Source organism: Pseudoalteromonas sp. NSLLW24 (genome assembly GCF_015864725.1).
In the GTDB taxonomy this organism is placed as follows: domain Bacteria; phylum Pseudomonadota; class Gammaproteobacteria; order Enterobacterales; family Alteromonadaceae; genus Pseudoalteromonas; species Pseudoalteromonas arctica.
The window spans coordinates 1-24,955 of record NZ_JADYWQ010000018.1 but is presented as its reverse complement, the minus strand read 5'-3'; the positions used below and the strand labels follow the sequence as shown (position 1 = coordinate 24,955).

General features: G+C 38.8%; 26 protein-coding genes and 1 pseudogene. 9 read left to right on the top strand and 18 right to left on the bottom strand.

Going from position 1 to position 24,955, the window contains the following annotated elements; all coding sequences use genetic code 11:
- Positions 1 to 72: 72 nt before the first annotated feature.
- Positions 73 to 2,124 (bottom strand): TonB-dependent receptor, encoded by a 2,052-nt coding sequence (locus I6E72_RS16310; protein WP_197113233.1) that lies wholly within the window; start codon positions 2,122 to 2,124, stop codon positions 73 to 75.
- 671 nt (positions 2,125 to 2,795) lie between these two features.
- Between I6E72_RS16310 and I6E72_RS16305 the strand changes: the two genes are divergently transcribed.
- Positions 2,796 to 4,346: a PepSY-associated TM helix domain-containing protein gene (locus I6E72_RS16305; RefSeq protein ID WP_197113147.1), complete on the top strand. Its 1,551-nt coding sequence runs from the start codon at positions 2,796 to 2,798 to the stop codon at positions 4,344 to 4,346.
- Positions 4,347 to 4,408: 62 nt separating this feature from the next.
- On the opposite strand, the gene yddG is transcribed toward I6E72_RS16305, so the two are convergent.
- Positions 4,409 to 5,329, bottom strand: a complete 921-nt coding sequence (gene yddG, locus I6E72_RS16300) for an aromatic amino acid DMT transporter YddG (protein ID WP_197113145.1) — start codon at positions 5,327 to 5,329, stop codon at positions 4,409 to 4,411.
- 448 nt (positions 5,330 to 5,777) lie between these two features.
- Between yddG and I6E72_RS16295 the strand changes: the two genes are divergently transcribed.
- From I6E72_RS16295 to I6E72_RS16265, 7 genes are all read left to right on the top strand, one after another.
- Positions 5,778 to 6,431, top strand: coding sequence for a TetR/AcrR family transcriptional regulator (locus I6E72_RS16295; protein WP_024597735.1), 654 nt, complete (start codon positions 5,778 to 5,780; stop codon positions 6,429 to 6,431).
- Between the two features lie 3 nt (positions 6,432 to 6,434).
- Positions 6,435 to 6,917, top strand: coding sequence for a putative 4-hydroxy-4-methyl-2-oxoglutarate aldolase (locus I6E72_RS16290; protein ID WP_197113136.1), 483 nt, complete (start codon positions 6,435 to 6,437; stop codon positions 6,915 to 6,917).
- A gap of 337 nt (positions 6,918 to 7,254) precedes the next feature.
- Positions 7,255 to 8,460 carry an amidase family protein gene (locus I6E72_RS16285; RefSeq protein ID WP_197113134.1) on the top strand — a complete coding sequence of 402 codons (1,206 nt, stop codon included), beginning with the start codon at positions 7,255 to 7,257 and terminating at the stop codon, positions 8,458 to 8,460.
- Positions 8,457 to 10,058, top strand: coding sequence for a gamma-glutamyltransferase family protein (locus I6E72_RS16280; protein WP_076924282.1), 1,602 nt, complete (start codon positions 8,457 to 8,459; stop codon positions 10,056 to 10,058). Before I6E72_RS16285 ends, I6E72_RS16280 begins: the two co-directional genes overlap by 4 nt.
- Complete coding sequence (locus tag I6E72_RS16275) at positions 10,046 to 10,870, top strand: sulfite exporter TauE/SafE family protein (protein ID WP_024599978.1); 825 nt, start codon at positions 10,046 to 10,048, stop codon at positions 10,868 to 10,870. Before I6E72_RS16280 ends, I6E72_RS16275 begins: the two co-directional genes overlap by 13 nt.
- Positions 10,871 to 10,873: 3 nt before the next feature.
- A complete protein-coding gene (locus I6E72_RS16270) occupies positions 10,874 to 12,103 on the top strand; it encodes a pyridoxal-phosphate-dependent aminotransferase family protein (RefSeq protein ID WP_197113132.1) in 1,230 nt (409 codons plus the stop codon).
- 14 nt (positions 12,104 to 12,117) lie between these two features.
- Positions 12,118 to 13,401, top strand: coding sequence for an allantoate amidohydrolase (locus tag I6E72_RS16265; RefSeq protein WP_197113130.1), 1,284 nt, complete (start codon positions 12,118 to 12,120; stop codon positions 13,399 to 13,401).
- Between the two features lie 138 nt (positions 13,402 to 13,539).
- On the opposite strand, the gene I6E72_RS16260 is transcribed toward I6E72_RS16265, so the two are convergent.
- The 15 genes from I6E72_RS16260 to I6E72_RS16190 form a co-directional block, all read right to left on the bottom strand.
- Positions 13,540 to 13,842 (bottom strand): hypothetical protein, encoded by a 303-nt coding sequence (locus I6E72_RS16260; protein ID WP_007584337.1) that lies wholly within the window; start codon positions 13,840 to 13,842, stop codon positions 13,540 to 13,542.
- Positions 13,843 to 13,886: 44 nt separating this feature from the next.
- Positions 13,887 to 14,135 carry a DUF1272 domain-containing protein gene (locus I6E72_RS16255; RefSeq protein ID WP_101216352.1) on the bottom strand — a complete coding sequence of 83 codons (249 nt, stop codon included), beginning with the start codon at positions 14,133 to 14,135 and terminating at the stop codon, positions 13,887 to 13,889.
- Positions 14,129 to 14,491: a 2OG-Fe(II) oxygenase gene (locus I6E72_RS16250; protein WP_101216351.1), complete on the bottom strand. Its 363-nt coding sequence runs from the start codon at positions 14,489 to 14,491 to the stop codon at positions 14,129 to 14,131. Before I6E72_RS16250 ends, I6E72_RS16255 begins: the two co-directional genes overlap by 7 nt.
- A 234-nt stretch (positions 14,492 to 14,725) precedes the next feature.
- Entirely contained in the window at positions 14,726 to 16,264 is a 1,539-nt protein-coding gene (locus tag I6E72_RS16245) for a glucan biosynthesis protein (RefSeq protein WP_197113128.1), read from the bottom strand.
- A gap of 501 nt (positions 16,265 to 16,765) precedes the next feature.
- Positions 16,766 to 17,062 carry a hypothetical protein gene (locus I6E72_RS16240; protein ID WP_197100839.1) on the bottom strand — a complete coding sequence of 99 codons (297 nt, stop codon included), beginning with the start codon at positions 17,060 to 17,062 and terminating at the stop codon, positions 16,766 to 16,768.
- A gap of 501 nt (positions 17,063 to 17,563) precedes the next feature.
- Complete coding sequence (locus I6E72_RS16235; protein ID WP_165721719.1) at positions 17,564 to 17,881, bottom strand: hypothetical protein; 318 nt, start codon at positions 17,879 to 17,881, stop codon at positions 17,564 to 17,566.
- Between the two features lie 115 nt (positions 17,882 to 17,996).
- The gene (locus I6E72_RS16230; protein ID WP_165721720.1) at positions 17,997 to 18,299 is read right to left on the bottom strand and encodes a hypothetical protein; all 303 of its coding nucleotides are present in this window, start codon (positions 18,297 to 18,299) and stop codon (positions 17,997 to 17,999) included.
- A gap of 129 nt (positions 18,300 to 18,428) precedes the next feature.
- Entirely contained in the window at positions 18,429 to 18,776 is a 348-nt protein-coding gene (locus tag I6E72_RS16225) for a hypothetical protein (protein WP_024593237.1), read from the bottom strand.
- 552 nt (positions 18,777 to 19,328) lie between these two features.
- Positions 19,329 to 19,733, bottom strand: a complete 405-nt coding sequence (locus I6E72_RS16220; protein ID WP_024599991.1) for a GNAT family N-acetyltransferase — start codon at positions 19,731 to 19,733, stop codon at positions 19,329 to 19,331.
- Positions 19,734 to 20,059: 326 nt separating this feature from the next.
- The gene (locus I6E72_RS16215; protein ID WP_169044704.1) at positions 20,060 to 20,482 is read right to left on the bottom strand and encodes a hypothetical protein; all 423 of its coding nucleotides are present in this window, start codon (positions 20,480 to 20,482) and stop codon (positions 20,060 to 20,062) included.
- A gap of 78 nt (positions 20,483 to 20,560) precedes the next feature.
- Positions 20,561 to 20,959: a hypothetical protein gene (locus tag I6E72_RS16210; protein WP_197113126.1), complete on the bottom strand. Its 399-nt coding sequence runs from the start codon at positions 20,957 to 20,959 to the stop codon at positions 20,561 to 20,563.
- 447 nt (positions 20,960 to 21,406) lie between these two features.
- Positions 21,407 to 21,586: a hypothetical protein gene (locus tag I6E72_RS19790; protein WP_231620579.1), complete on the bottom strand. Its 180-nt coding sequence runs from the start codon at positions 21,584 to 21,586 to the stop codon at positions 21,407 to 21,409.
- Positions 21,587 to 21,749: 163 nt separating this feature from the next.
- The gene (locus tag I6E72_RS16200; protein ID WP_197113125.1) at positions 21,750 to 22,262 is read right to left on the bottom strand and encodes a hypothetical protein; all 513 of its coding nucleotides are present in this window, start codon (positions 22,260 to 22,262) and stop codon (positions 21,750 to 21,752) included.
- Between the two features lie 109 nt (positions 22,263 to 22,371).
- A complete protein-coding gene (locus tag I6E72_RS19785) occupies positions 22,372 to 22,575 on the bottom strand; it encodes a hypothetical protein (RefSeq protein ID WP_231620578.1) in 204 nt (67 codons plus the stop codon).
- A 625-nt stretch (positions 22,576 to 23,200) separates the two neighbouring features.
- The gene (locus I6E72_RS16190) at positions 23,201 to 23,530 is read right to left on the bottom strand and encodes a hypothetical protein (protein ID WP_197113124.1); all 330 of its coding nucleotides are present in this window, start codon (positions 23,528 to 23,530) and stop codon (positions 23,201 to 23,203) included.
- Positions 23,531 to 23,676: 146 nt separating this feature from the next.
- On the opposite strand from I6E72_RS16190, the pseudogene I6E72_RS19940 reads away from it, so the two are divergent.
- Positions 23,677 to 23,919 (top strand): annotated as a pseudogene (locus I6E72_RS19940) (IS110 family transposase); the annotation flags it as partial.
- A gap of 35 nt (positions 23,920 to 23,954) precedes the next feature.
- Here the strand turns inward: I6E72_RS19940 and I6E72_RS16185 are convergent.
- A complete protein-coding gene (locus I6E72_RS16185) occupies positions 23,955 to 24,767 on the bottom strand; it encodes a hypothetical protein (RefSeq protein WP_197113123.1) in 813 nt (270 codons plus the stop codon).
- Between the last annotated feature and the right edge of the window lie 188 nt (positions 24,768 to 24,955).

Here is a 24,955-nt window from a genome sequence, read left to right as displayed (position 1 = left end):
CTTTAGGGCTTTAAATTATTTTACCTTTAAAAGGTAGCGTTACAATTTCCAATTCATTATTTTAGAAGCACGTTAAAAACGATACGTTACTGAAGCACCTAATGTTTGTGGGTTAACAACAGCAACATAACCCGTTGGGTAACGCCCGCTTGCAGGCTCTACCGACGTAAATGCTTCTTCATCTAATGTATTATTAATAAAAGCACTCACCAACCAATGATCGCTGTTATAGCTTATTGTTGCACGCGTAATTGTGTAACCGCCAGCAACACGCTCCTCGGTGTTAGTTAAATCACCGTAGTACTCGTCTACATAATTAGCGCTCACATTTAGCTTTAAGGTATCTGTAAACCAATGCGATACCCCTAAACTTGCAGTCAGTTCTGGTGCTGAATTTAATTCATTGCCCACTGCATCAGAATAAGTAGTTGATTCATCTATTTTAGTTTTTAATAAACCCAGCCCTGCGTGTAACTGCCATTGCTCACCTAACATGCTATATGCTTCAAGCTCTAAACCATAGCTATGTGCGTCGTCAATATTAGTAATTTTCCTATCAGAACTTAATGCTTGATAACCATCAAAATTATTGTAAAAAATATTAGCACTAATATTTAAATCACCATTATTTAGTACGCTACGCGAGCCCAACTCGTACGTATTTACTGATTCTTGATCGTAGTAATAATATTCCTGCGCGGTAAAATTCAAAGCACCACCACCAGCGTTATAACCACGACGAGCACTTGCAGATAGGGTCGTATCATTGTTAATTTTATATTGAATAGCTAAGGTCGGTAGCTTTATAGTGTTAGAATTGTCTAGCTGCTCAACTAATCTACTGCCACCAAAAGCCATGTCAAAATTACGAAGTTGTTCTTCACGCTCAACTCTAAGCCCAGCGGTTAAAGTAAGCTCATTAGTTAACTTAAAGCTGGTTTCGCCATAAATTGCTTTAGAGTCACTACTATCGTCACCAAAATAATTGGTTGCACCAACGCTTTTAAAGTCTTGGTCACGGTCAAAGTAAGCAATACCAACAAAGCCTGAATAAAATTCACTATTTAAGCCAAAGTTTAACTTGCTATCAATGGTGATATTTTTTTCATCCATAGAAATATCAGACTCAGCGCTTGCCAGTGCTTCATAAGCCTCGTAGCCCCATTCATAATCCATATAAGCAAGTAATATATCGAACGAAAAGTTATCATTAATTTTATAATCAATATTTACCTGAGTCGTGTCTGACTGGGTATCCATGTCACGCTGAAATAAAGGCACATAATCAAACGGTTTATCACCTTCATAATACTTACGACCCGTATTACCTTCTTCGCTATACGTTGAGTAAGTCAGCTGTACAGCTAAATCTGTTGTTGGGGTATACAGTAATTTTGCTCGCGTACTGCTGGTATTAAGGTTATTTAAGTTCTTATCTGTTGGATTGGTTTCATATACCGTTGGATTACTAAAGGTTTCACCGTTTACATATTGAGTAGACAAGCGAAATGCTAATACGTCTTCAACTAATGCCCCCGAAACAACGGCCGCTGTATCAAGGTAGCTGTCTTGATTTTTATAACCAACGCGTACAGCACCTTCAAAATCTTGTGTTGGCGCTTTAGTTGTCATATAAACAGCACCACCAATACTATTACGCCCATTACTTGTTGACTGCGGTCCACGGTATACCGCTATTTGCTCTATATCCCATAAACCGGTATCACCAGTTAAATCAGCAACAAATGGCTGACTAACCCCATCAACAAGTGTTGATACTCGCGCTTTTGAGCCACCACTAAATGAGTTAAACCCAGTTGCACCACCATTACCCGACACACCGCGCATATCTGGCACAGCGCCAGTAAGTACCACCACATTTGCCATTTCTGCCAAGGCTTCAGAAACAGAGCCTAGTTGCCCATTTTCTAATAACGAACTATCTACAACTGCAACCGATGTAATCGTATCCTTGAGTGACCTTTCGATTTTTTCGCCTGTTACAGTAATTGTATCTATTGATTCACGACTTGTTTCATCAGCAAATGCATTGCTTTGAGACAACAATAAAGAGCCTGTAATGATTAGTGAAAGCTTATTTAGTTTGAATGACCGCACCGCTATTATTCCCTTTTATGGATGGTTATTTTATTTTTCGGAAAAATAGCGCAAACACGCACTTGTTGCAATTGAGTTTAATTATCATTTAGAATGACAATATCATTAACAAGTGTTTTTATTTATGTTGCAACTTACCCTTTCTCTTATTTTATTTACTGCTACATCGCTGTTTTATCTTAGTAACCGCCACCAGCGACCACTAAGCAAACCCATTAATAAAAGCTGGCGCAAGCTCACATTTGTCCTTTTTGTTATTGCAATACCATTAGCCTTATATGCTTTTTCTAATGCGGCAGCCGTATTTTTTATCATTTTAATGATAATGCTCGCTTTAATAATAATTCCGCTCGTCAGCCTAATTAAACGCAAGGAAGTTAAATAATGTCATCTGCACAAAGGCAAAAAATAAAACCAACTTGGCTTGGAAAAAGTTTGGCGGGTTGTTTTTTAGGGCTCGCACTAGCGTTTATTCTCGTTGCTTTTTTTGCATGGTACGGAGCGGGAGGAATAGATGCGCCTGATAAAGTGCAATTTAATATGTGGATAATCCCTCTTTTATGGTTAACCATTTTTAGCTTCACATACCTGTTTAGCTCGGCAAAAAATGCTTGGCTGACGCTTGGGGGCTTAAATATAACGCTATATAGTTTATTTATAATTTTAAGGACTTGGCTATGAGAGTTAGAGCCGATATTTTGCGCACCTATCAAGGTGTGCATACATGGACAGGAATAATCGCAGGCTTAGTCCTTTTCATAGGGTTTTATGCTGGTAGTTTAACCATGTTTAAGCACGAATTAGCACAGTGGGCAAACCCCGTCAGTGCACCAGTGACTAAACCACACACTAACAATTACCAAACATTAGTTGACCAAGCAATAGTTAAGTACCCTGAGCAAATGGGCAATGGTTTTTCTATTGACTTACTAACAGATCAAGCACCGCTCTCTTGGTACAGCCAAGGAAAAGAGCGCGGTATGGCACTTGATAACCAATTACAGGCGCTACATATAAACCAGCAAAATAATCTGGTTATACAGCAACAAAGTGAGAATAAACTTGCAGATTTAATAGATTATTTGCATCGAACTGCAGGGTTTGCAGGCGAGATTGGTCACGACCAATCAGGGGTGTATATACTCGGTATAGCATCTGCGCTGTACTTTTTAGCATTGGTGTCTGGCGTAATTATTTTACTACCTACGCTTATAAAAACGTTTTTTGCAATACGAAAAGAAAAAGGTGCTAGTCGTTTTTGGCTCGACAGCCATAATTTAGTTGGGATCGCCAGCCTGCCTTTTCATTTAATTATAGCGTTTACTGTTGTTGTGTTTGCATTTCATGACCTAATTTATGATGGTCTATCAGCATTTTATGACGATAAATCCTTTTTTCAACGCCCTGCCCCAGCAGCACATAATTATCATATTGCAAATTTACCAAGTATAGATAAACAGATCCTAGCGGCAAAAAACTACGCTACAGGTTATGAGCCAATTCATATTGCGTTTAATCGTTTAAACACAAACAGTCCAACAGCAACATTAAAAATGAGTAATAGCAGCGCCGTTGTTCGCGGACCTGATACAGACTACTTATTTTTACACCCTTATACATTAAAAGTGCTTAACTCAAGCTATCCGCAAGGAGATGAGGGTATTTGGGGTAATATAGTAGCAAGTTTCTTTTCACTTCACTTTGGTACTTATGGAGGTGAATGGGGGCGTTGGGGGTATTTTATTATGGGGCTGCTTGGCGCATTCTTATTTTATTCTGGTAACTTATTGTGGTTAGACAAACGCTTTAAAAAAGATCCAAATAAACGAAGCACACGATTTATGGCAAATTTAACAATTGGTGTGTGTGTAGGTTCAATAATTGCCGTGGTTGCCACGTTATTGCAAGCTAAATGGACAAACCTATATATAGAGAACGCAAATTACAGTTACCTTTATAGTTACTATTTGGTATTTTTTGTTTTTGTTGCTTATACCTTTTTTAAAGGAACTCACCACGCTAGCTATTGGGGCTTAATCGGCATTGCATTTTTATCTGCTAGTATGGGAGTTTCAACACTTGTACAGGCTTTATTAGCTGATGATTTTTTTAAATATTATCAAAGCGGTATTGTTGATATTAGCGCTGCAGTATTTGCGTTAATATTTTATTATTGTGCAAAAAAAGTTAGATACAAATCAGCAAGCTATGCCGTTATGCCTGCATAGTTGCCACAAACTTAATGAGGCGTATAGCACGCCTCATTAATCTAGTTACATATAAATATAATTTAGCTTAGTGTTTTTGCTGGCTCTGTAACAGACTTTTCTCGCGTTACAAAGTAGCAAATTAGCGAGCCCACGGTTACCAGTACAACTCCTTGCCAAAACGAAGCACTCAGCGTAATAGATAAATACAGCGCTGAAATAATAGTAGAAAACACCGGTGTAAAGTACGAAAGTGTGCCAAGCAGCATTAAGTTACCGCCAATAATAGCTTGGTTCCACAGTGCATACCCGCTCCCTACCACTACTCCTGCTAATAGCAATGTTATGCTTGAGCTGAGTGAAAACGTTAATGGTGCTTCATTACTAAAAACATATTGCGCCCATAAACTCATTGCCGTAACAGTAAAGAATAACGTAATGGCATTTTTGCCATTACTCAGCTTTTGCGTAACCACGCAATAAATAGCCCATATAAACGCTGCAGTTAATGCCATTAAATAAGTAGCAGGATTATCAGCAAAGTTAGCGACAAGCGTATCGAGTGACATTTCTTGATCGCCCGTAATACACCAAGCAACGCCTAAAAAAGCAATAATCATGCTTGGGTACACCCAATAACTTACTTTTTTGCGACCAATAATAATAGAGAGCAATATAGTTAGCGTGGGCCATAAATAATTAATAACCGCCATTTCCATTGCCTGATGACGGCTGTTTGCCATACCAATAGAAAGCGCTAAGCAAATTTCGTACGATACAAATAATAAAGTACCTACTACCAGGTAGCGTTTTGAAAACCCACTAAACTTAGGCACTCCCATAACCAAAATTAAAAATATCGCACTGACAGAGTACATAGCCGCAGCACCACCAATGGGGCTAAACAACTCAGAAATATCCCGTAGTAATGCCACTAAGCAACTCCACAGTAATATTGCAGCAACTCCATAAAGCGTGTATTTATTTTTGCTTAAAAACTCCATTTGCCAATCCAAAAGTACTACTCGTAAATTTGAAACTAAACTAACAGTAATTATTTAATTAAACAATTAGGGTCTGTTGATCTTTCAAGGTTAAATTTGCAGCAGTCTGTTTGGTATTTAGGCAAGGCAGAGCCTATATAGTGTGGTTATTCCCCATAAATGGGCGATAACGTAGCATTAATGCCAAACAGGCGCTGCCCAAAGGGTTCTTCCTAGGGACTACTTACTCTTTGTTGCTCGGTTTTTACTTAGCCCACTAGGTTACAAATCTCGCGCCGCGATTAAATAGCCCATAGTTTGAACAAATTTTAATCCGCAAAGATCAACAGACCCTAAAGTTTATAGCTTAAACCTCTTCCCCTGTTTTTTACATTCACACTTTTTAGTAATTGACCTTTTGGTCAGTAAAGCTACAATCAATCAATACGTTAAACACGCAAACTCAACAATGACCACACAAATAAAACCAAATAAAAAAGAAGTAACACGCGAAAAAAACCAAAAACTAATTTTAGATGCCGCCGAGCAATTGTTTTCGCAATTAGGTTACGACGGAGCAAGTATGAGCATGGTTGCTAAAGAAGCGCAGGTGCCAAAAGCTAATATTTTGTATTACTTTAAAAGTAAGGATGGTCTGTACGAGTCTGTGATCGACCGCATAATAGCTAATTGGAACTTAGGGCTAGATAACGTCACAATTAACGACGATCCAGCTACCGTGCTTTATAACTATATTAAAAGTAAAGTAATACTCGCCGTAAATCAGCCAATGCAATCTCGCTTATTTGCCAGCGAAATACTGCGCGGTGCCCCTTATTTACAAAACTACTTTAGAACCAATACCCGCCCTTGGGTTAAGCAAAAAGTTGATGTACTTCAAGCGTGGATGGACGCAGATAAAATGGATAAGGTTGATCCCTACCATTTGCTCTTTACTATTTGGTCTACCACGCAGTATTACGCCGATTTTCAGGCTGAGGTTTTACTCGTAATGAACAAATTAGAGTACGACAAAACCGATGTGGCACAAATTACGCAATCAATTGCCCACATAATTTTAAAAGGTATTGGTCTTAAAATACCTGAGCAAAGTGAGACTTAACCCATGAAACCCTTTACTACACCCGATTTATTTGACGATCATCGCGATAGCGTACAAGTAGCCGACAGTGGCCTTTATCACTTTGGTAAAAAAACCACGTTTTACGGTCAAGTCGTTACCGTTACCTGCCCAGAAGACAACTCTTTTGCCGCCGATATATTGCATGAAAATGGTGAAGGTAAAGTATTAGTTATAAACGGGTTTGCGAGCAAACGCTTTGCGTTTATTGGCGATATTATGGCTGAGCGTGCCCTAAATAATGGCTGGGAAGGGGTAATAATAAATGGCTGTTGCCGAGATATAGAAATACTCGCCACTATGGACTTACCGGTTATGGCGCTAGGCTCTACACCGCGTAGTACCTTAAAGCGCGGCTTTGGTGATAAAAACCAAGCTGTTACCATGCTTGGCACCACCATAGAACCTAACGATTGGGTTTACGCCGATATTAACGGTTTAATCATCAGTAAAACGTCCCTTATTTAGCGCTCACAACCATATAAATAAAGACCAATTTGGTGCACCTGCGCACCAAATTGGTTTGTTTTAGCTCATTTTAATACCACTATTTTTACAGCCCATATTTACTAACCTCATACAACTCGCCAAATCCTGACCAATTGGACAGGGTTTTAATTTATGGCATTCCTCTTGCTTAGGTTTTAAACAATATAATAAGCTAACCGATTAAAAAGCGGATCAGGCTCTGTAAAATAAAAACAAGATGTTACGCAGTGAGCTGAAAAATAATAAAAATTAATCCGTCTTTTTAATCACTCTAAATCTGAACTGCTTGGTCAGATTTTTTATAACGAGTGGTGATATGAGTACCAAAAATAATAATACGACCGGTATTTTTTGTGACCATGGTCCTAAGGCATGGCAAACACATTACCAAGGCACGCTTATTAATAAGCGTCTTGCAATTAAAGATGTATTTGCAATAAAAGGCGAGCGCAACAGCGCAGGTAACCCTAGCTGGTTTAAAGCAGCAAAACCGGCCCAGCAAACAGCAAGTGCCGTAAATATGTTAATGGACGAGGGTTGTAGCTTTACAGGCTTTACCCATACCGATGAGCTTGCTTACAGCTTAGAGGGTAATAATATTCACTATGGTGCAGCACAAAATCCAAAACTTAGCGGTCATGCAAGTGGCGGTTCGAGTATGGGGTCTGCTGCATCCGTTGCTGCTAACTTAGCCGATATTGGCTTAGGCACCGACACTGGCGGCTCAATTAGAATACCCGCCAGCTATTGTGGTTTATTTGGTATAAGGCCAAGCCATAACGTGATTGAAAAAGACGGCCTAATACCGTTGGCACCGCCTTTTGATACCATAGGTTGGCTTACCCAAAGCGCCGAGCTATTAAGCGATGTAGGTAATGTATTGTTACCACAACAACCTATTAATAAAGTAAATACGTTAGTTATTTGCGAAGCACTCTTTGAACTTGTTGACCCCTCTTTACAAGCACCACTGGGTAAGCTTTTAGAAAAAATCAAACCTTATTTTAATCATCATATCGAGTTTAAACTCCCCAACGTTGGTTTACTAAGTGAGCTTGCCGATACCTTTAGAATATTACAAGGTCGTGCGATTGCTAAAACGCACCGAGATTGGATTGAACTCCCAGATCAGCTTTCTCATTTTGCGCCAGCAATTGCAGCTCGTTTTAAAATGGCACTGGCTTTAACCGAGCAAGAAGAACAAGAGGCATTAAAAATACAGTATGAGTGGCAAGCAATCGTCGCTAAAAACCTAAATAAGCACAGCTGCTTATTTTTACCTACCACCCCTACAACCGCACCTAAATTAGGCGCCGACACAAGCGCCTTACGCATGCAAATTATTACGCTTTCGGCAATTGCAGGGCTGAGTGGTTCGGCGCAAGTACACTTACCGCTGGCTAATTTAGCAAATGCACATCCGTATGGCTTTTCATTAATGATGAGCCACGGTAACGATAAAAGCCTACTTGCGTGCGTACAACAATTAGCTGCACACTTAAAAAAGGACACACCGGCATGACCACACACAACATTGCATTTACCGCGTCTCATTTTTCGGCCACTGAGGCAGGTATAAGTATATTAAAACAAGGTGGTACAGCCACCGAGGCTATGGTAGCCGCGGCCGCTGCTATCAGCGTTGTATATCCACATATGAACTCAATTGGTGGCGATAGCTTTTGGCTTATCGATAACCCAAACCAAAAAACGCCCATCGCTATTGACGCCTGCGGCCGAGCTGCAAGTAATACAAGTGCTTATAACACGCTCACACAAATACCAGAGCGCGGCGGACTAAGCGCATTGACTCAAGCGGGTACAATACGCGGTTGGCAAAAAGCCCTTGAGCTAGATGAACACGCAGCACTGCCACTGTCAAAAATTTTAGCGCCCGCCATTGCACTTGCTCGCGAGGGCTTTACCGTTACAAAAAGCTTGCAAGCAGGCTGCGAAAAGCTAGCTGCTGCAAATAATACCAATGACGCGTTTAAAAGCCTCTATATACCCAATGGTAAGCCCTTGCAAGCAGGTCAGCATTTTAAAAACCCTAAACTTGCAGCAACATTTGAACACTTAGCAAAACAGGGTTTAAACGCATTTTATGAAGGTGCACTTGCTAACTCATTTGCCGCCGACTTAGCAAAAGCAGGTAGCTCAATTACCGTAAGTGATATTGCAAATACTAAAGCCGAGGTCGTTACTGCGCTAAATGCAAACTTATCAGGTATTGATTGCTATAACTTACCCGCACCAACACAAGGCGTGCATTCACTGCAAATAATTGGTGCCGTAAATAAACTAAAACACAAAGCTAAAACCGATGCCGACTGGATGCATTTAATTGTTGAGGCAACCAAACAAAGCTTTACCCATCGCCCAACTCTTTGGGCTGACCCTGAAGTATTAGGAGACGGTTATAAAAACGCACTAACCGATAATCGCTTAAGCCAACTTGCTAATAATATTGATATGACCAAAGCCAAAAAATGGCCTTTTAGCGCAGAGCCTGGCGATACCGTGTGGATGGCAGCTAGAGATAAAAACGGCCAATTAGTCAGCTTTATTCAAAGTATTTATTGGGAATTTGGCAGCGGAATATTAATGAGCGAAGGCGGTTTTGTGTGGAATAACCGTGGTTTAAGCTTTAGTTTAAACAATGAAGGTATTGATGCGGATAACAATATTAACGCCCTTGCGCCAAATAAAAAGCCGGCTCATACACTTAACCCAGCAATGGCAAAGTTTAGCGATGGTCGTCGCCTTGCCTACGGCACTATGGGCGGTGAAGGGCAACCACAAACCCAAGCCGCTGTTTTTGCAGGCTACGCATGGCGAAATAAATCAATAAACCAAGCCATTAGCGACCCTCGTTGGTTACTTGGGCGCACATGGGGTGATACAAGTACAAATTTAAAAATTGAAAAAGGGTTAGTTTTTCATATAGAACATGAATTAAATCAACGTGACCACGATTGGGTAAGCGTTGATAATAATAACGAAATGATGGGGCACGCTGGGGCTATTTTAGATACACCTACAAGCCTTGAAGCAGCAACAGATCCTCGTTCAGATGGACGTGCAACCGTAACTACAGCAGGAACACAATGTCAGAAATAATAAACCAATGGCCAATAGTAGTAGCCTTAATAGCAACCGGTATTTTTGCCGGAATTTTAGCAGGACTTTTTGGTGTAGGCGGGGGTATTGTTATCGTACCTGTGCTGTATTTTTTACTGCAAGGCTTTGGCGTAAGCCCAGAGTCGGCAATGATGATAGCCACAGCTACATCACTTGCAACCATAGTACCTACTTCGCTTTCATCTATTCGCTCGCATCATAGCAAAGGCAATATTGACCTTGCGCTAATAAAATACTGGGCACCGTTTATATTAGTTATGGCGGTAGTCGGTAGTATTATTGCTCATACCGTTCGCGGTAACGCATTAGTGCTCATGTTTGCCTGCATTGCTATTTTAGTCAGTTTAAACATGTTATTTAGAGCCGGCGCACCCGCACTTGTAAACCAACTACCAGGTAAATTTGGGCAAGGCATTATGGCAAGTATTGTAGGCGGTTTATCAGTAATGATTGGCATAGGTGGCGGCACTATTGGCGTACCTATGCTAAACGCATTTAATGTACGTGCCCACGTTGCAGTAGGTACTGCGGCCGTTTTTGGTTTATTGATTGCGCTACCTGGCGTAATTACCTTATTAAGTATTGGCACAACGCCAACCGATGCTCCCCTAGGTACGTGGGGGTTAGTTAACCTCCCTGCCTTTTTTCTTATTATTCCGCTAACTATTTTATTTGCGCCTATTGGCGTAAAAATTGGTAGTAAGCTGGATCAAAAACAACTAAAACGCGCTTTTGCCGTTGTCTTAATGATAACGGGTATTCGCATGCTCATTCAGACTCTGGGAGCCTAAAATATGTTTAATAACACGCAAGTTCAAACCTTAAACCCACCACAGCGTTTATTAATGGGCCCTGGCCCAATTAATGCAGATCCTCGTGTTTTACGTGCTATGTCGGCGCAGCTTATAGGTCAGTACGACCCAGTAATGACCGGTTTTATGAACGAAACCATGGCGCGTTACCGAGAAATTTTTAAAACTAAAAACGAATGGACCATGCTAATAGATGGCACATCGCGCGCTGGTATTGAAGCCGTATTATGCTCTATTTTACGCCCAGGCGATAAAGTACTTGTACCAATTATGGGGCGCTTTGGGCATTTACTGGCTGAAATTGCAGAACGCGTTGGCGCAAAGGTGCACACAATAGACGTACCGTGGGGCGAAGTGTTTACGCCCGAACAAATCGAAAAAGCCATTATTGATGTAAAACCCCATGTACTTGCCATGGTACAAGGTGATACATCCACCACCATGAACCAACCTCTTGAGCATATTGGCGATATTTGCCAAAAGCACGATGTACTATTTTACTGCGATGCCACCGCATCGATTGTAGGTAACGATTTACCCGCCGATGAATGGAAACTCGATGCACTTTCTGTTGGCCTACAAAAATGTTTAGGCGGCCCTTCTGGGTCTGCGCCATTAACACTAAGCGACAAATGCGCTGAGTGGATCCAAAAACGTAAAAAGGTAGAAGCAGGCATTCGTACAGCCGAACATACCGATGGTACAGAGCCCTTTGTGCGCTCCAACTATTTTGATTTAGGTATGATCATGAATTACTGGGGAGAGGAGCGCCTTAATCATCATACCGAAGCCACCAGCATGCTGTATTGCGCCTCAGAATGTGCCCGTATAGTAATTGAAGAGGGTGTAGATAACTGCGTTGCGCGCCACAAGTTACATGGCGATGCCATGCTAACAGGCATTCAAGCATTAGGCTTAAATGTATTTGGTGATTTAACACATAAAATGAACAACGTACTGGGTGTTTATATACCCGAGGGCATTAACGCCGACCACGTACGCGGACAAATGCTAACCGATTTTGGGATAGAAATTGGCACCTCGTTTGGGCCACTGCATGGCAAAATTTGGCGTATTGGCACCATGGGCTACAATGCCCGAAAAGACACCGTACTACAGACTCTTGCTAGCCTAGACGCTTGCTTACATGCCAACGGTTACAAAGGGCCTAAAGGCGAAGCCGCCATTGCCGCCCTTGCTCACTATAAATAAAAAAAGGATTTAGCATGACGATTGTAAGCCCACAACACAGCCCTTTATTAGATAAAGAACTTGCTGATGAATACGCAACACGCGCTTTATCTCGCTGTAAAACCCTCAGCGCACTATCGCAAATGCAAGATGGTATTCACCGCGTGTACTTATCAAAAGAGCACAAAGAGTGTAACGCTGTTACTGCATCATGGATGGAAGAGGCAGGCATGCAGTCGTGGCAAGACGAAGTGGGCAACCTTTGGGGGCGACTAAAATCATCAAACCCACATGCTAAACGTTTAATTATAGGGTCACACCTCGACACAGTACCAAACGCAGGAGCGTTTGATGGTATTTTAGGTGTACTACTGGGAATAGAAATAGCCGCGCTTGCACATAAGTTAAAGCTCGACCTGCCCTTTCATTTAGATGTAGTGGGCTTTTGCGATGAAGAAGGCACTCGCTTTGCCACAACTTTAATTGGCTCAAAAGCCCTCGCTAACGAATTTGACCCACAGTGGCTAAACATTGAAGACACAAACGGCATAACTATGCGCCAAGCCATGCTCGACTTTGGCTTAAATCCCAACGACTACGCAAAAGCTGCACTAAATAAAAGCGAATTACTAGGTTACTGGGAAACCCATATAGAGCAAGGTCCGGTGCTCGAATCGGTTAATCAGGCGTTAGGCGTTGTAACGGCTATTGCAGGGGCAAAACGCGCCATGCTTACCCTAACTGGCCAAAGCGGTCATGCAGGCACTACGCCTATGAATTTACGTCAGGATTCGTTAGCAGGCTGCGCCGAATTAGTAATCGAAATTGAAAAACTAGCAAGTAATGCTAAAAATGGTGAAGTTGCCACCGTAGGGCAAATACAATCTCGCCCTGGGGCTACAAATGTGATCGCAGGTAAAACAACCATAAGCCTAGACGCACGCGCACAAAGCGATACCGATCTGGCTAATTTACTAAGCGCCATACAAAGCAGCGCTCAATCTATAGCAAACAAACGCAATTTAACGCTTGATTGGCAATGGACGCATGCCGCCGATGCCGTAGCGTGCGACACCAATATTCAGCATTTGTTTTCAAGCGCATGTAAACTCAACAACCAAGCATCGCCTTCACTTGCCTCAGGCGCTGGGCACGATGCAATGGCAGTCGCTCCTATTTGCCCCGTTGGCATGTTGTTTATACGCAGCCCAGGCGGTATAAGCCATCACCCAGCAGAAGCGGTTATCGACAGCGATGTAAGAAAAGCACTCAGTGTAATGTACAGCGCGCTTTTACTTTATGTGAAAGAGTGTGAGTGATTTTAAGGTAATCGAGTAAACCAAGTATATTAACTTGGTATGCTTAGGGGCTTAAACCTCCTCAAAGTCATTTGGAGGTTATTACTGAAGGCAGGTAAATGCAGGAAAACACAGGAATATACGTTATTTAAAGTAGCTTTATCGAGCTGCCCTTTGCTCTTTTAGGCTAAGGCGTTTATGTGAGCTATATACATGTTGAATGTTTGTACCATTGACCAAATATGCATCCATTTCAACGGTAATTAGCCCCGATAATGGCTTGATTTCTAGAACACCCAACTCACCTAAATTTGCAGATAGTAAAGTATTATTCCTAATAGCTAACAAAGTTTTGTCAGTATCTCGTAAGTCACCATTCACATATAATTTAGCACCACTAAACCAAGAGTTAATTATTTTAACTTTGATTGATTTAACGGTAAATTCAAAGGATTTTCTCATCAGATCTCCATATTCAGAAAATGTAATTATTATACTTTATGTTTTTATGTGTTTGGCGCACAAACACTTTCTTTTAATACCCGCTTAGTCGATGCTGGGTAATTTTTTAGTGCAGCCAAAGGGCGAATTGGCCGCTGAACCAAATTACCTGAGCAGTTTGGGCACACGTTATTTAACAGCGTTTGGGCACAGCCAGAACAAAATGTGCATTCAAATGAACAAATAAAAGCCTCTGTGGACTGTGCAGGTAGATTCTTATCACAACATTCACAATTAGGTCTTAAATCTAGCATTTAGAGCTCCCTTTTATCCACCCAATGCTGAGTAAATATCTATTACCTTTTATAACTTTTGATACCTGATGCTCACTTACATCAGGCCGGAATAGCTTAACCCGCTTTGTTTCAAATATCGGATCACTGCAAATAAACTCACCACCCAAATCTGCTTTTTTAAGCACTATATTCAATCGATAGTGTTTACCAGATTCAACTTTGTCTGTGTGTGGTGCTATTTCACTTCCTTGTGGGAATTTAAGCAAATATGTATCAAATTTAATTGGCCACGTAGCACCACAAATCAACATTTTATCGTAGCCTGATTTTTGTCGGCCTCGCTCCCAACAAAATAATTTACTCAAAAAAAACATACAATCCCTCGAAACAGCTAACAAGCTGCAGGTTAACTCGTTTTTTATTTTTATTGATAAACAAACCATAGCCGAGTTCATATTTTGATTCAATCGATTATTGTATTTTACGTGGGATATAAAAGAGAGTTTTAATGGTGTTTTGATTGGCGTTTTAAAAGACATTATGGTGGCTATAATTACCTAGCAAATCAAAATATAGCCACCCGTTTTACTTTAATGCTTATTTAAAGCTTATTTAATCGTTACCTTTGCATCACTTACCCATGTTTCAGTTATAGCTTCATCATTTTTATCAACTAAATACGCCCGTATGTTCACCGGATTGTTGTTAGCTTGTTTGTAGTCAAATGCTAATCGCCATTGGTTTGTACCAACTACCGGATAAACTCCAATAGGTTCTAGTATTTCACCGTTGCTGGCTTCAACAATCGGCTTTATACCACTTTTGTTATCTAAGCCTTTAAACACTGGACCTTCAAAATCAATCACCATTTTGTTAACGCCTTCAGGAATTGGCTGGCCGGGAATTCCGCCTAAGCCTTGTCGAGTATTTACAACGCTTGCAAGCGTTTTTGATTTTGGATCGAGTGGACGCCACTCAATATCATAAGAAAAGGTAAACTCATCACCTTTGCGCGCCTCTTTTTCAGGCACCCAGTAGGCAACAATGTTGTCAAACGTTTCATCTTTTGTTGGAATCTCTATTAACTGAACTGCGCCTTTGCCCCAATCGTCAGTAGGTTTTATCCACGCTGATGAACGCTTATTATAAAATACGCCATCGTCCTGGTAGTTATTAAAGTCACGATCTCTTTGGATTAAACCAAACCCTTTTGGGTTCTCATCAATAAAACTATTGGTCGAAACCGACTGAGGATTATTTAACGGGCGCCAAACGTATTGACCCGATCCTGTGTGAATCGCCAGGCCATCGCTGTCGTGAATTTCTGGGCGCCAATCTTTAGCTTCTGTTTTATCTTTTTGTGAGTACCAATACATACTGGTTAACGGTGCTACGCCTAAGCGTTCAACATCGGCGCGCATATACAAATTAGCCGTTACAGAGGTAATATGGCCTTTAGCTTCTTTGTTATCTTTGCTTAAACCAAATCGATAAGCACCAGTGATAGAAGGCCCTTCAAGCAATGCCCAAACAGACACACTTTCACCTTTTTTCTCTGCGGGGCCAATCCAAAATGCAGAAAAGCGCGGAAATTCTTCTGGCTGATTCATACCCGTATTAATTGCAATACCTCGGGCTGACAGTCCATATTGCCCCTCTGGCCCGTCGGTACGAAAATAAGACGCACCTAAAAAAGATATCCAATCTGGTTTCATATCTGGGCGCATTATTCTAAAGCCTGCAAATCCAAACCCCTCTGGGAGATCGTGAGCTGGGCTGTCATCAGGCATATCAAAAACGTCATTACTAAAAGGTACATTTTGAACCTGATTTTTATCATCTCGGATGTAAATACTTACAGGCTCTGGAAAATATCGGCCAGGGTAAAATAATTGTACGGGCGCCTTTTTTCCACTTGGGTATAAGGTTTCATCTTCTTTAAAGCGTATTTTCCAATGTTCGTCATACGTAATTTTATCGATTAACTCCGGCGCTGGCACCTTAGTTGGCGTATAGGGCTTTTCGGCTGAGGCTTTTGCCAGCGCTTTTAAGTCTTCGAATGAGAACTCCGTTTGATCTACAGCTTCTGTCGCGTAAGACGACATCGAAGTGCTAAAAATAATTGCGATAAATAACTTTAATTTCATAAAAAGAATGTCCAATAAATTGAGTCAAATAAAAATGGGAACGCTGCACGAACGTATGTTTAACTTAAAGTTCTGTATGGATATTACGTGACGTAATATGAACTAGCGTTTACTAAGGTATTGTTATTTGACTACAGGACCTCCCATAATTAATTTGTTTTTACGGGAATTAATTTTAAGGGCGATTGCGCGCGTTTAATGATATCGCTGAAGTGAAAATAAACGGAAATAGCGCAGTTTATTGGACGAAGCCGTCAAGAGGTATGGATATATTTAGGTTTTAGTTGCCCACTATTCCAAGGCAAATATTTGTAGAGTGGCTGGTTTTTCTATTCGTTGTAGTTACATAGTTGATTTGGGCTAAAGCGTATTATAAGCAGTAATAAGTGAAGGATAAGCCTATATAGAACTCTGGTATTTAAATCGATAAGGATTACATTTAGGTGTTGAAAACAAAGAGGCTCACCACTTTTAAAATTTGCAATTAATAGCTAAATTTGACTAGTCGTCCACCTCAGGGCGTGTTGTTACGTGTTTGTTCATCGTAGCTAAAAGATCTTCTTTACATTTATCAGGTTTCAACGACTCAGGGTTGAAAATTATGGCAAGTACTTTATCAACATATACATAGATTGAACCATTAACTTCTTCGATATGCTCTACAACATCCCAGTTATAAAAGTTATAACCATATTGGTGGATTTCTTTTATACCATCAGCGCTTATTTCAAACTCTTTAGGACCAATCATTATTCCATTTTCATTTGGTGTAAAACATTGTGCAATTTTCACTTCCATAAATTTACTGAGAGCGACGTAAATAAAAAATAAAATGGATAATGTGAAAACAGAAAAGAACAACTTATTTTCTATTCCGCCAGACTGAAACTGAAAGAAGGACATAAAACTAAAAGTTAGCACCAACCAAAGACACACATTTTTAAGCATGGGTATCCATGTATAGGATTTCAACGCCTTGGATGCTGTGTGAGCGTAAAAAGCGTCATAGTCGGCTTTAGATGTTTTAATTTTAAGATTCAAAAGATTCTCCATAATCTGAGATACGTATAATTAGCCTGTAGATTAACTCGTTTTTTATTTTTTATTGATAAACAAACCATAGCTGAGTTCCTATCAACTTAAAATCAATTTACCCATGCATTTATTGACCGTAATATTCCGCTTTTTATTTTAAAGAGAATCAGGCTTAATAAAGCCAAGTTGTTTACCATTCTATAATTGATAATTTCCGTAACGGTTAGAATAAGGTCACCCTAACTGCCCTTCATCATTAGTCATTCAAAACGCCTTTAACTGTATTATTTTTTTAAGACGTTTTTTAATGACCTTTTGCTCGCAATAAAGCCCGATAAAACCACCAACAGCAATTGAAGCCACAACCAACAACCAATATAAAGAGCTGTTAGATTCCTGAATACCCGAAATATAAAGGTATAAGTTGAACGGGATAATAAAAAATAAGCTACCTAGTACTTTAATGAATTCCCTAAAAAGCTCTGTATCAGACTTTGCTTTGTCGATATGAGAGTTAATAGTTTCATTTGATATCTCATTTAGCTCTGGGTATGTTTTTTGTAACCAATTTAAATAATTCAATTATGCATCCTTGTATTTTTATATCTAGTACTGCCTTAAATAGGCAGAATATATTTGCTAAAGTAAGCGACATAGCAGTAAAAACCAGATTTTTTTTGTTCTGCTTTACGACTTGTTATACGTTTTTACTACTCACTATTAGATTACAAGCTATCACCACATCAGATCGGTAATACTCTACAATTTCAGCTAACTCTTTATCTGATTTAACTAAGAACTCAGCGGAACATCTTTCTCTAACATGAATTAAAGGTAAATGATCTGTATCAGATGAAATTACACCAAATACATGAAACTCAGTATTCCAGCATTGACCATACTTTTTATTTCCAATTTGACAAAGATTCATAACTATATTTAAGTAATCATCATCGCTTTCAAGTAATTTGGTAGCAAGTCTAATTGCATCATCAAACATTTTATTTACACCGAGCTTTAGAAGCGTATAACGAGGCTGTAGAATAGCTCTAACAGCCAAATAATAGTAAGTTAAAATAGAGACGCAGAAAAATGTTATTTGTCCTAGTTTATTACTTGTTATAAACCATTAACTACCAAATTCTCGGCTAACAATTGCTGCGGGGACAATATCTTCTGGTAGATCACTAGAAGCCTTTTGAGCAAAGTCACCAGCCATACCAAATACTTTGTCAACTGGATCGACTTTCACTCCGTTTTCGACAGCTAACTCCAGAAGTTTCTTGCCGATATCGTTACAAGAACTAACCCAGTTTTTTGGTAATTTCCCCACAGTGATTTTAGGCTGACAAACTAGTTTAAAAGTTTCTTTACCTTCTTGTGTTTGAATTGAAACATCAACGAACCCACTTTTATATGGGTTAGCGAATACACTAGAACTAACCAGAATTATTGCTCCGACAAATATTTTTTTCATGACACTTCCTTATGGTTTATAACGGGCCTATAGATTGGCTCGTTTTTTATTTGTTTTTATTGATAAACAAACCATAGCTGAGTTCCTATTTTGGTTCAATCTTTTACTGTATTTTACGTGGAATATAAAAAGAGTTTGGTGTTGTTTTAATTGACGTTTTGGAAGGAATTACTGGAAAATTTGGTGTGGGTGTTTTTTACTCTGATGGGCAAAATATATTTGTTAAAATAAGTGATGCAGCAGAAAAAACCTAGCAGTTGAGGATCATCATAACGTTGGTAATATCCCACTTTTATTTTAAAGGAAGTTAGGCTCAATGAAGCCGAGTTATTTACCATTTTTTAATAAAAATTGTTGTCGTCTATCGGGCTACCAATTACTACTTTCATCTTGTCAATACAGCTCAGACTTTTGCGTGATGCACTTTCATGGATGTAACCTAACTCACTGCTATCATTGATAATTGACGTAAAAGTCAGAATGGGTGTCATCCTAACTTTTAGCGCTTGCTGCCCACCTCAGCGCGTGTTGTTATATGCCGCTTTAAACTTACTATAAAGCAACTTCCATTTTAAAGTAAGAAACATCAGCCTTATAAAAACGTTCCCCGTATGGCTGCATACCGAAGCGCTGATAGAAACTTAAAGCTGATTCTCTAGCATCACACCAAAAAAAATTTACAACCGTATTATTAAGAGAGTGAAGAATAAACTTTAGCATTTGAGAGCCAATGCCTTGCCCTTGATAATCAGTTTTAGTAGCAAACTTACGTAGGCGAGCTTTATCTGATTTTATGTATACGGAGGCAACACAAACAAGCTCGTCATTAACAAAGGCACCAAAATGCATTGCGTCATGATCGCCATCAACATGGCAATATTCCGGAGGCTTGTTTGGCCAAAGAACACTTTGTCGAAGCGGGATTGTTTGCTCCCAGGAAATATTGCGAATTTCCATATGATTTTGCAGAGCCTCCATTGGCTTATAACGAGCCTGTAGATTAACTCGTTTTTTTATTTGTTTTTATTGATAAACAAACCATAGCTGAGTTCCTATTTTGGTTCAATCTTTTACTGTATTTCACGTGGAATATAAAAAGAGTTAGCTGTTGTTTTAATTGGTGTTTTGGAAGGTATTACGGGAAAGTTTAGTGTGGTTGGCTTTTTACTCTTTCTTTCATTGTAGCTCAGCTTTTTGCGTGATTCATTTTTATAAAACTCACTTAACCCGCTGCTTTAATTTATTATTTATGTAAAAGTTAGAATGAATTTCATCCTAATTCTTTAGCTTTTGTTTAACTCTATTTTTGAAACGTAAAATACAATACCAGCAACAAGACCTACTATAGAAAATAAAAACAATTGTAAAAAGCTATATCCATAACCTATTAACGTAATTGAACCATTTTCGACCAATACCTTACCATTAATAATTGAGCTATCTAAACCTGAAGGGAAAACAAAAAAGAAAGAAACTAAGCAAGTAGATATAACTGAAGATTTGAGCACTGTATTTAGCGAATAACCACAGCTTTTAGTGATAAATTTATAAATGGGAAATGCTGTTACTGGAACCAAAATTAGAACAACTATTAACGTCCAAATAAATATACCAAAAGGAATAATAGTAAATTTCATTTCAATTGCCATTGGCGCTAAAAATGCAACAACTAAAGAGGCTAAAATAAAGCTAAATATTGTTCTCAACTCGAAACCTTCTTAGAAAGCTAACGCCTGCCATAACCGATTTGTGGCGCTCTTGTACTAATCCGGTTAATGGTTTTGTTATATAGCGTCACCGTCAAGTCCAAATTTTTTCTTGTTTAAAACTAGCGCTGCCAGCACAGTTACTCCTAACACTGTACCAACAGGGAACATGAAGAGTAACAATGTTGAATATATTATTAGTGCCCAAAAAAGCCACTTAGTTCGATAGTTTAAGCCCACAACGGAAAATGTTAAAAAGCAAAGTGCAACTAAAAATAAGATGAACCCTGTTACTGTAGACAAAGCTGTTGATGACATTTCTTCTTGTGATATTTTAGGTTCATTACTTCCAAACAGTGTTATCTCTTGAAATGAAGAGGACATAATTAAATACGAATCAACAATTCCCCAAAGAGGTGCCCAGAAAAGCAATAATCCCAAAACTGCGACGTATTTCCCTATAGTTTCCTTGTTCATCATCTCTCCTCACGTAGTTACATAACGAGCCTGTAGATTAACTCGTTTTTTATTTGTTTTTATTGATAAATAAACCATAGCTGAGTTCCTATTTTGGTTCAATCGATTACTGTATTTTTACGCAGAATATAAAAGGGTTTGATGTTGTTTTAATTGGCATCTTGTAAGGTATTACGGGTGGTTGAACAGCTTTAATTTAGGTTGAAAGGGCTTACTCTTCTTAGTGCGTAGCAAAATTTAGGATGGATGATGTCAAATTATTTTGTTATGTTTTTTTGTACAGATAATACCTAAACAAAAAGGCTTGGAATAATGCCGCCAAACCTAATATTTGAGGGGTGTTATTAAACAAGCCATCAACCACAACTATTAGTGGTATTGCGATATAAAAAGCATAAGAGCCGTTAGTGTACTTTTTTGAAAACCAGTGAACAGGAAAGCCAACCACTAACCAACGATAGAAATTAGTAGGTAAACGCCAATATAAAGTAAAAAAGTAACGGCAAGTCCAGAAATATCACCAAGTGATGAAGGTGCCAGCCCATTGAATAAAAACCATACAGGGATTCCTATACCAACATAGCCAATACTTTTTATTACAGCATTATCCCAGTTACTTGAATTCAACTACGGACTCCCTGAAAACATAACGAGCCTTTAGATTAACTCGTTTTTTATTTGTTTTTATTGATAAACAAACCATAGCTGAGTTCCTCTTTTGTTTGTAATAATGTTCACCAAGAGCAAAATGTATTTTTATCTTATTTTAATTATTCTTATTGGCTACTGGTTAAATAGCCTTTCGCATTTTATTTAATAACTCGTAGCATGCTTTATACAACAGTATTTCCATGTCTTCGTTATGATACAAAGGACCCCAACGAAAAAAGCCTCTTAAGCTAAATTTTTTAGCTATGAATTCGCGCCACGTAACAGATTTAGAAACGCTGAACGTTTTAATCGTCTTATTGTGTTTAATATTATACAAGCGCGATACTAACTTAACTTTTGGTCGCCAAAATAGCGGAATAACAGCTGTATCAAAATCTATAGTGAATGCATCACCACCATGTAAAGTAACTATAACAACATCTAAACCAATATCTGACTTTTTAGGCTCTTTAATAGACGAAATGCTGTGAAGACAAAAAATATCTTCAAGCTTCTTGTGCATATGATCTTGTAGTGAATCGCCCGTTATATAAAAAAACGACTCTACCTTAGAAAAATGGCTTTTATTAGCTACAGCTAACGATCCCAAATAAACATTTGGCTTTTCAGAGCTAAACCAATCGAATAGCAAATTTAAATTCCTTTTTTACTTATGCCGAATAAATAGGCCGTAAGGTTGTTATCTAAGGTTAGGGTGAAAAAGCAAAAACCAGCTGTTTTTGCTCTGCTTTACGATTTATTTATTTACGCTCAACTATTTTACGACGTAATTGAATACCAAGTAATGTCCCTAATAAAACAGCAATAACATGCAGCAAAGCTGGATGTAAATATATCAAAAGCTCCATTGGTATTTTTAACAAAATGTATAGTAAGGCACCGACACTTAGATCAATAAACCAATAAACCGCCGCAACTAAAAAGGCTTGTTTATAGGGACTCACTATTTGCTTATAGCCTAAGTAACAATACGCGATTAAAGAGGCTATAAAGCCGAAGACCTAATGAATAAAAATGTATGATGTACTTTGAGTCATCTCATCAAAGCCAACAATCTTTGTTGCTATTATTGATAGAGCAACTAGCAATAAATACAAACCTACTGAAAAGAGTACAATCCTAGAGTATTTCACGATAATCCTTTAGCAATACAACGAGGCTGTAGAATAGTTCCAATAGCCAAATTCAATTAAATAATGAGTTTCTTTAATTAATTCTAAGCATTTTAATGCAATGTGTAATAAATGTATTACCCATTAAACAGACTGTTTCTTCTTAAAAGGAGTAACTCTACAACCTCAACGCCTCAATTAAACAGCGTAAAATAGCTGGTTAAAATAAGCTAAGTACGAACAAAAAAGCTAACTATTAGAGTTCAGTAGCTTGTACATATTTACAGCATTCCCTTAACAAGGTCTCTGCGGCCTCTTTGTTAGATGGATCGTGTTTACTCGAACCAAGTTCAACACCCATTGCCGTATAAACACTGCTATTTAATTGTAAATATTTAGTTTGATTAGGTGCAATTATTAGCTGTTTTGTATTACTCCACACTCCTGTGAGTGGGCTCTAGCTAATTTTTAAATCATAATTACCCGCCGGTAATTTTATGTAAGAGAAAGTATTGTTTGGTAGTGCTACAATTTTTTTATCATTTATACTTACACGCATACCTGATGCTGCTGGTGGGGTAAGCAACCTATGGAATACTAAAACACTTAGCTCTTCATTTGGTTGAGGTAGCTGTACCTGGTCAAAAGTTAAAGCATCTCTTTGGGCTGAAGCACAACCACTTAAAAATAATAGTAAGAAAAAAATATATAACGCATAAACACCTATCAGATTTGAATTATAACGAGCCTGTAGATTGACTCGTTTTTTATTATTTTTGATAAACAAACCATAGCTGAGTTCCTATTTTGGTTCAATCTATTACTGTACTTTTACATAGCATATAAAAAAGTGTTTGATGTTGTTTCAATTGGCGTTTTGAAAGTATTACTGGAAAATTTAGTCTGGGTGTTTTTTTACTCTTTCTAGAATGAGCAGGATTATCTGTGCGTTATTTATTTTAGGCTAAAGCATCGCTACTTGGTCACGATAGTTGGCAGCAAGGAGCCAAAGGAAAACTCTATAATACCATCATCAGATCATTGGCATTTAAGCGGATACGAATACTATTTAGGTGCTGGAAAACACATACGCCCTACGATGAATCAACTTACTTAACTGCATTGAAAAGTAAGGGATCATCGCTATTGAAATTTGCGGTGGAAAGTGAGCTTTAGCGCTTGCTGTCCACCTCAGGGCGTGTTGTTATGTTTTACTTACCACTGACCATTTCTTTAACTGTATATACGGTAAAAGCAAGTAGAGAAAAGCATTTTAAAGAATTTATTTTGGTTCCGTAATCTAAATGCTTACGATGTCCGTGTAAAATACCATTTCTATTTGGGGCTTTCTTTTTGTGAGCTACACTTGCTTTTGAAATCCCAGCATTATGATGGTTTTTTAATTTAAAAGGCTCTAAGAAAACATCGAGTAGCATGTTAACCTCTAGCTCCCCATTTTCTATCAGTGTATCAAGCTTTTCATTTGTGTCATTTCCGGTAAATAGGAAACTTTTTAAAACTTCACAACATATACCGTCAGCTTGAGAGAAAAACAAAGGAATTGCTGCAATATAATTTCCTTCTTCATGTAACTTGAAAGCCGTTTTTAGAACATGTTCGCGATTAGGACAAAGTTCGATTATTTTTACCGTTAAATCAGCCCATTTATCTTCTAAGTGCATTACCATTAACTCATCTAAAGAGTTTGGTTCTTCTTCTGGCTGATAAAAGAAAGTAAACCAATTCGGGTACCAGCCATTTTCCGCCATAACTGTAACATCAGCTTTTCTCGCAGTTTGCCACTCTTTCGCAGCTGCTGCAGTTTTTTGAACTAATGAGTGAACTTGTTCAAACAAGGGGCTATGTAATTGAGATAACACGTTTGCTTGATGACGCAATGGAGCAAATGCTTGGTTAAGCTTTTGCACATAAGGTGGAATTATTTTATCCATTTGCCGTGAAATCTTTCGAGCAGGCTCTGTTAATTGGTTTATTTGTTTAATGAACTTATCTAAATCACTCACGATACTTCCTGTAAAACAACGCCTAAATAACAGGCTAAATAACAGGCTAAAAATAGTGGGCTAAAATGGAGCGGAGCGAACAGCCGCTGTTTTTAGTCCTTGTTGATTTTCTTGTATGGATAATAAACCCATAAATTAATTAATACTTTAACCAAGTTCGGGTAATGTGAGGCCCAAGCTTTGGCTGC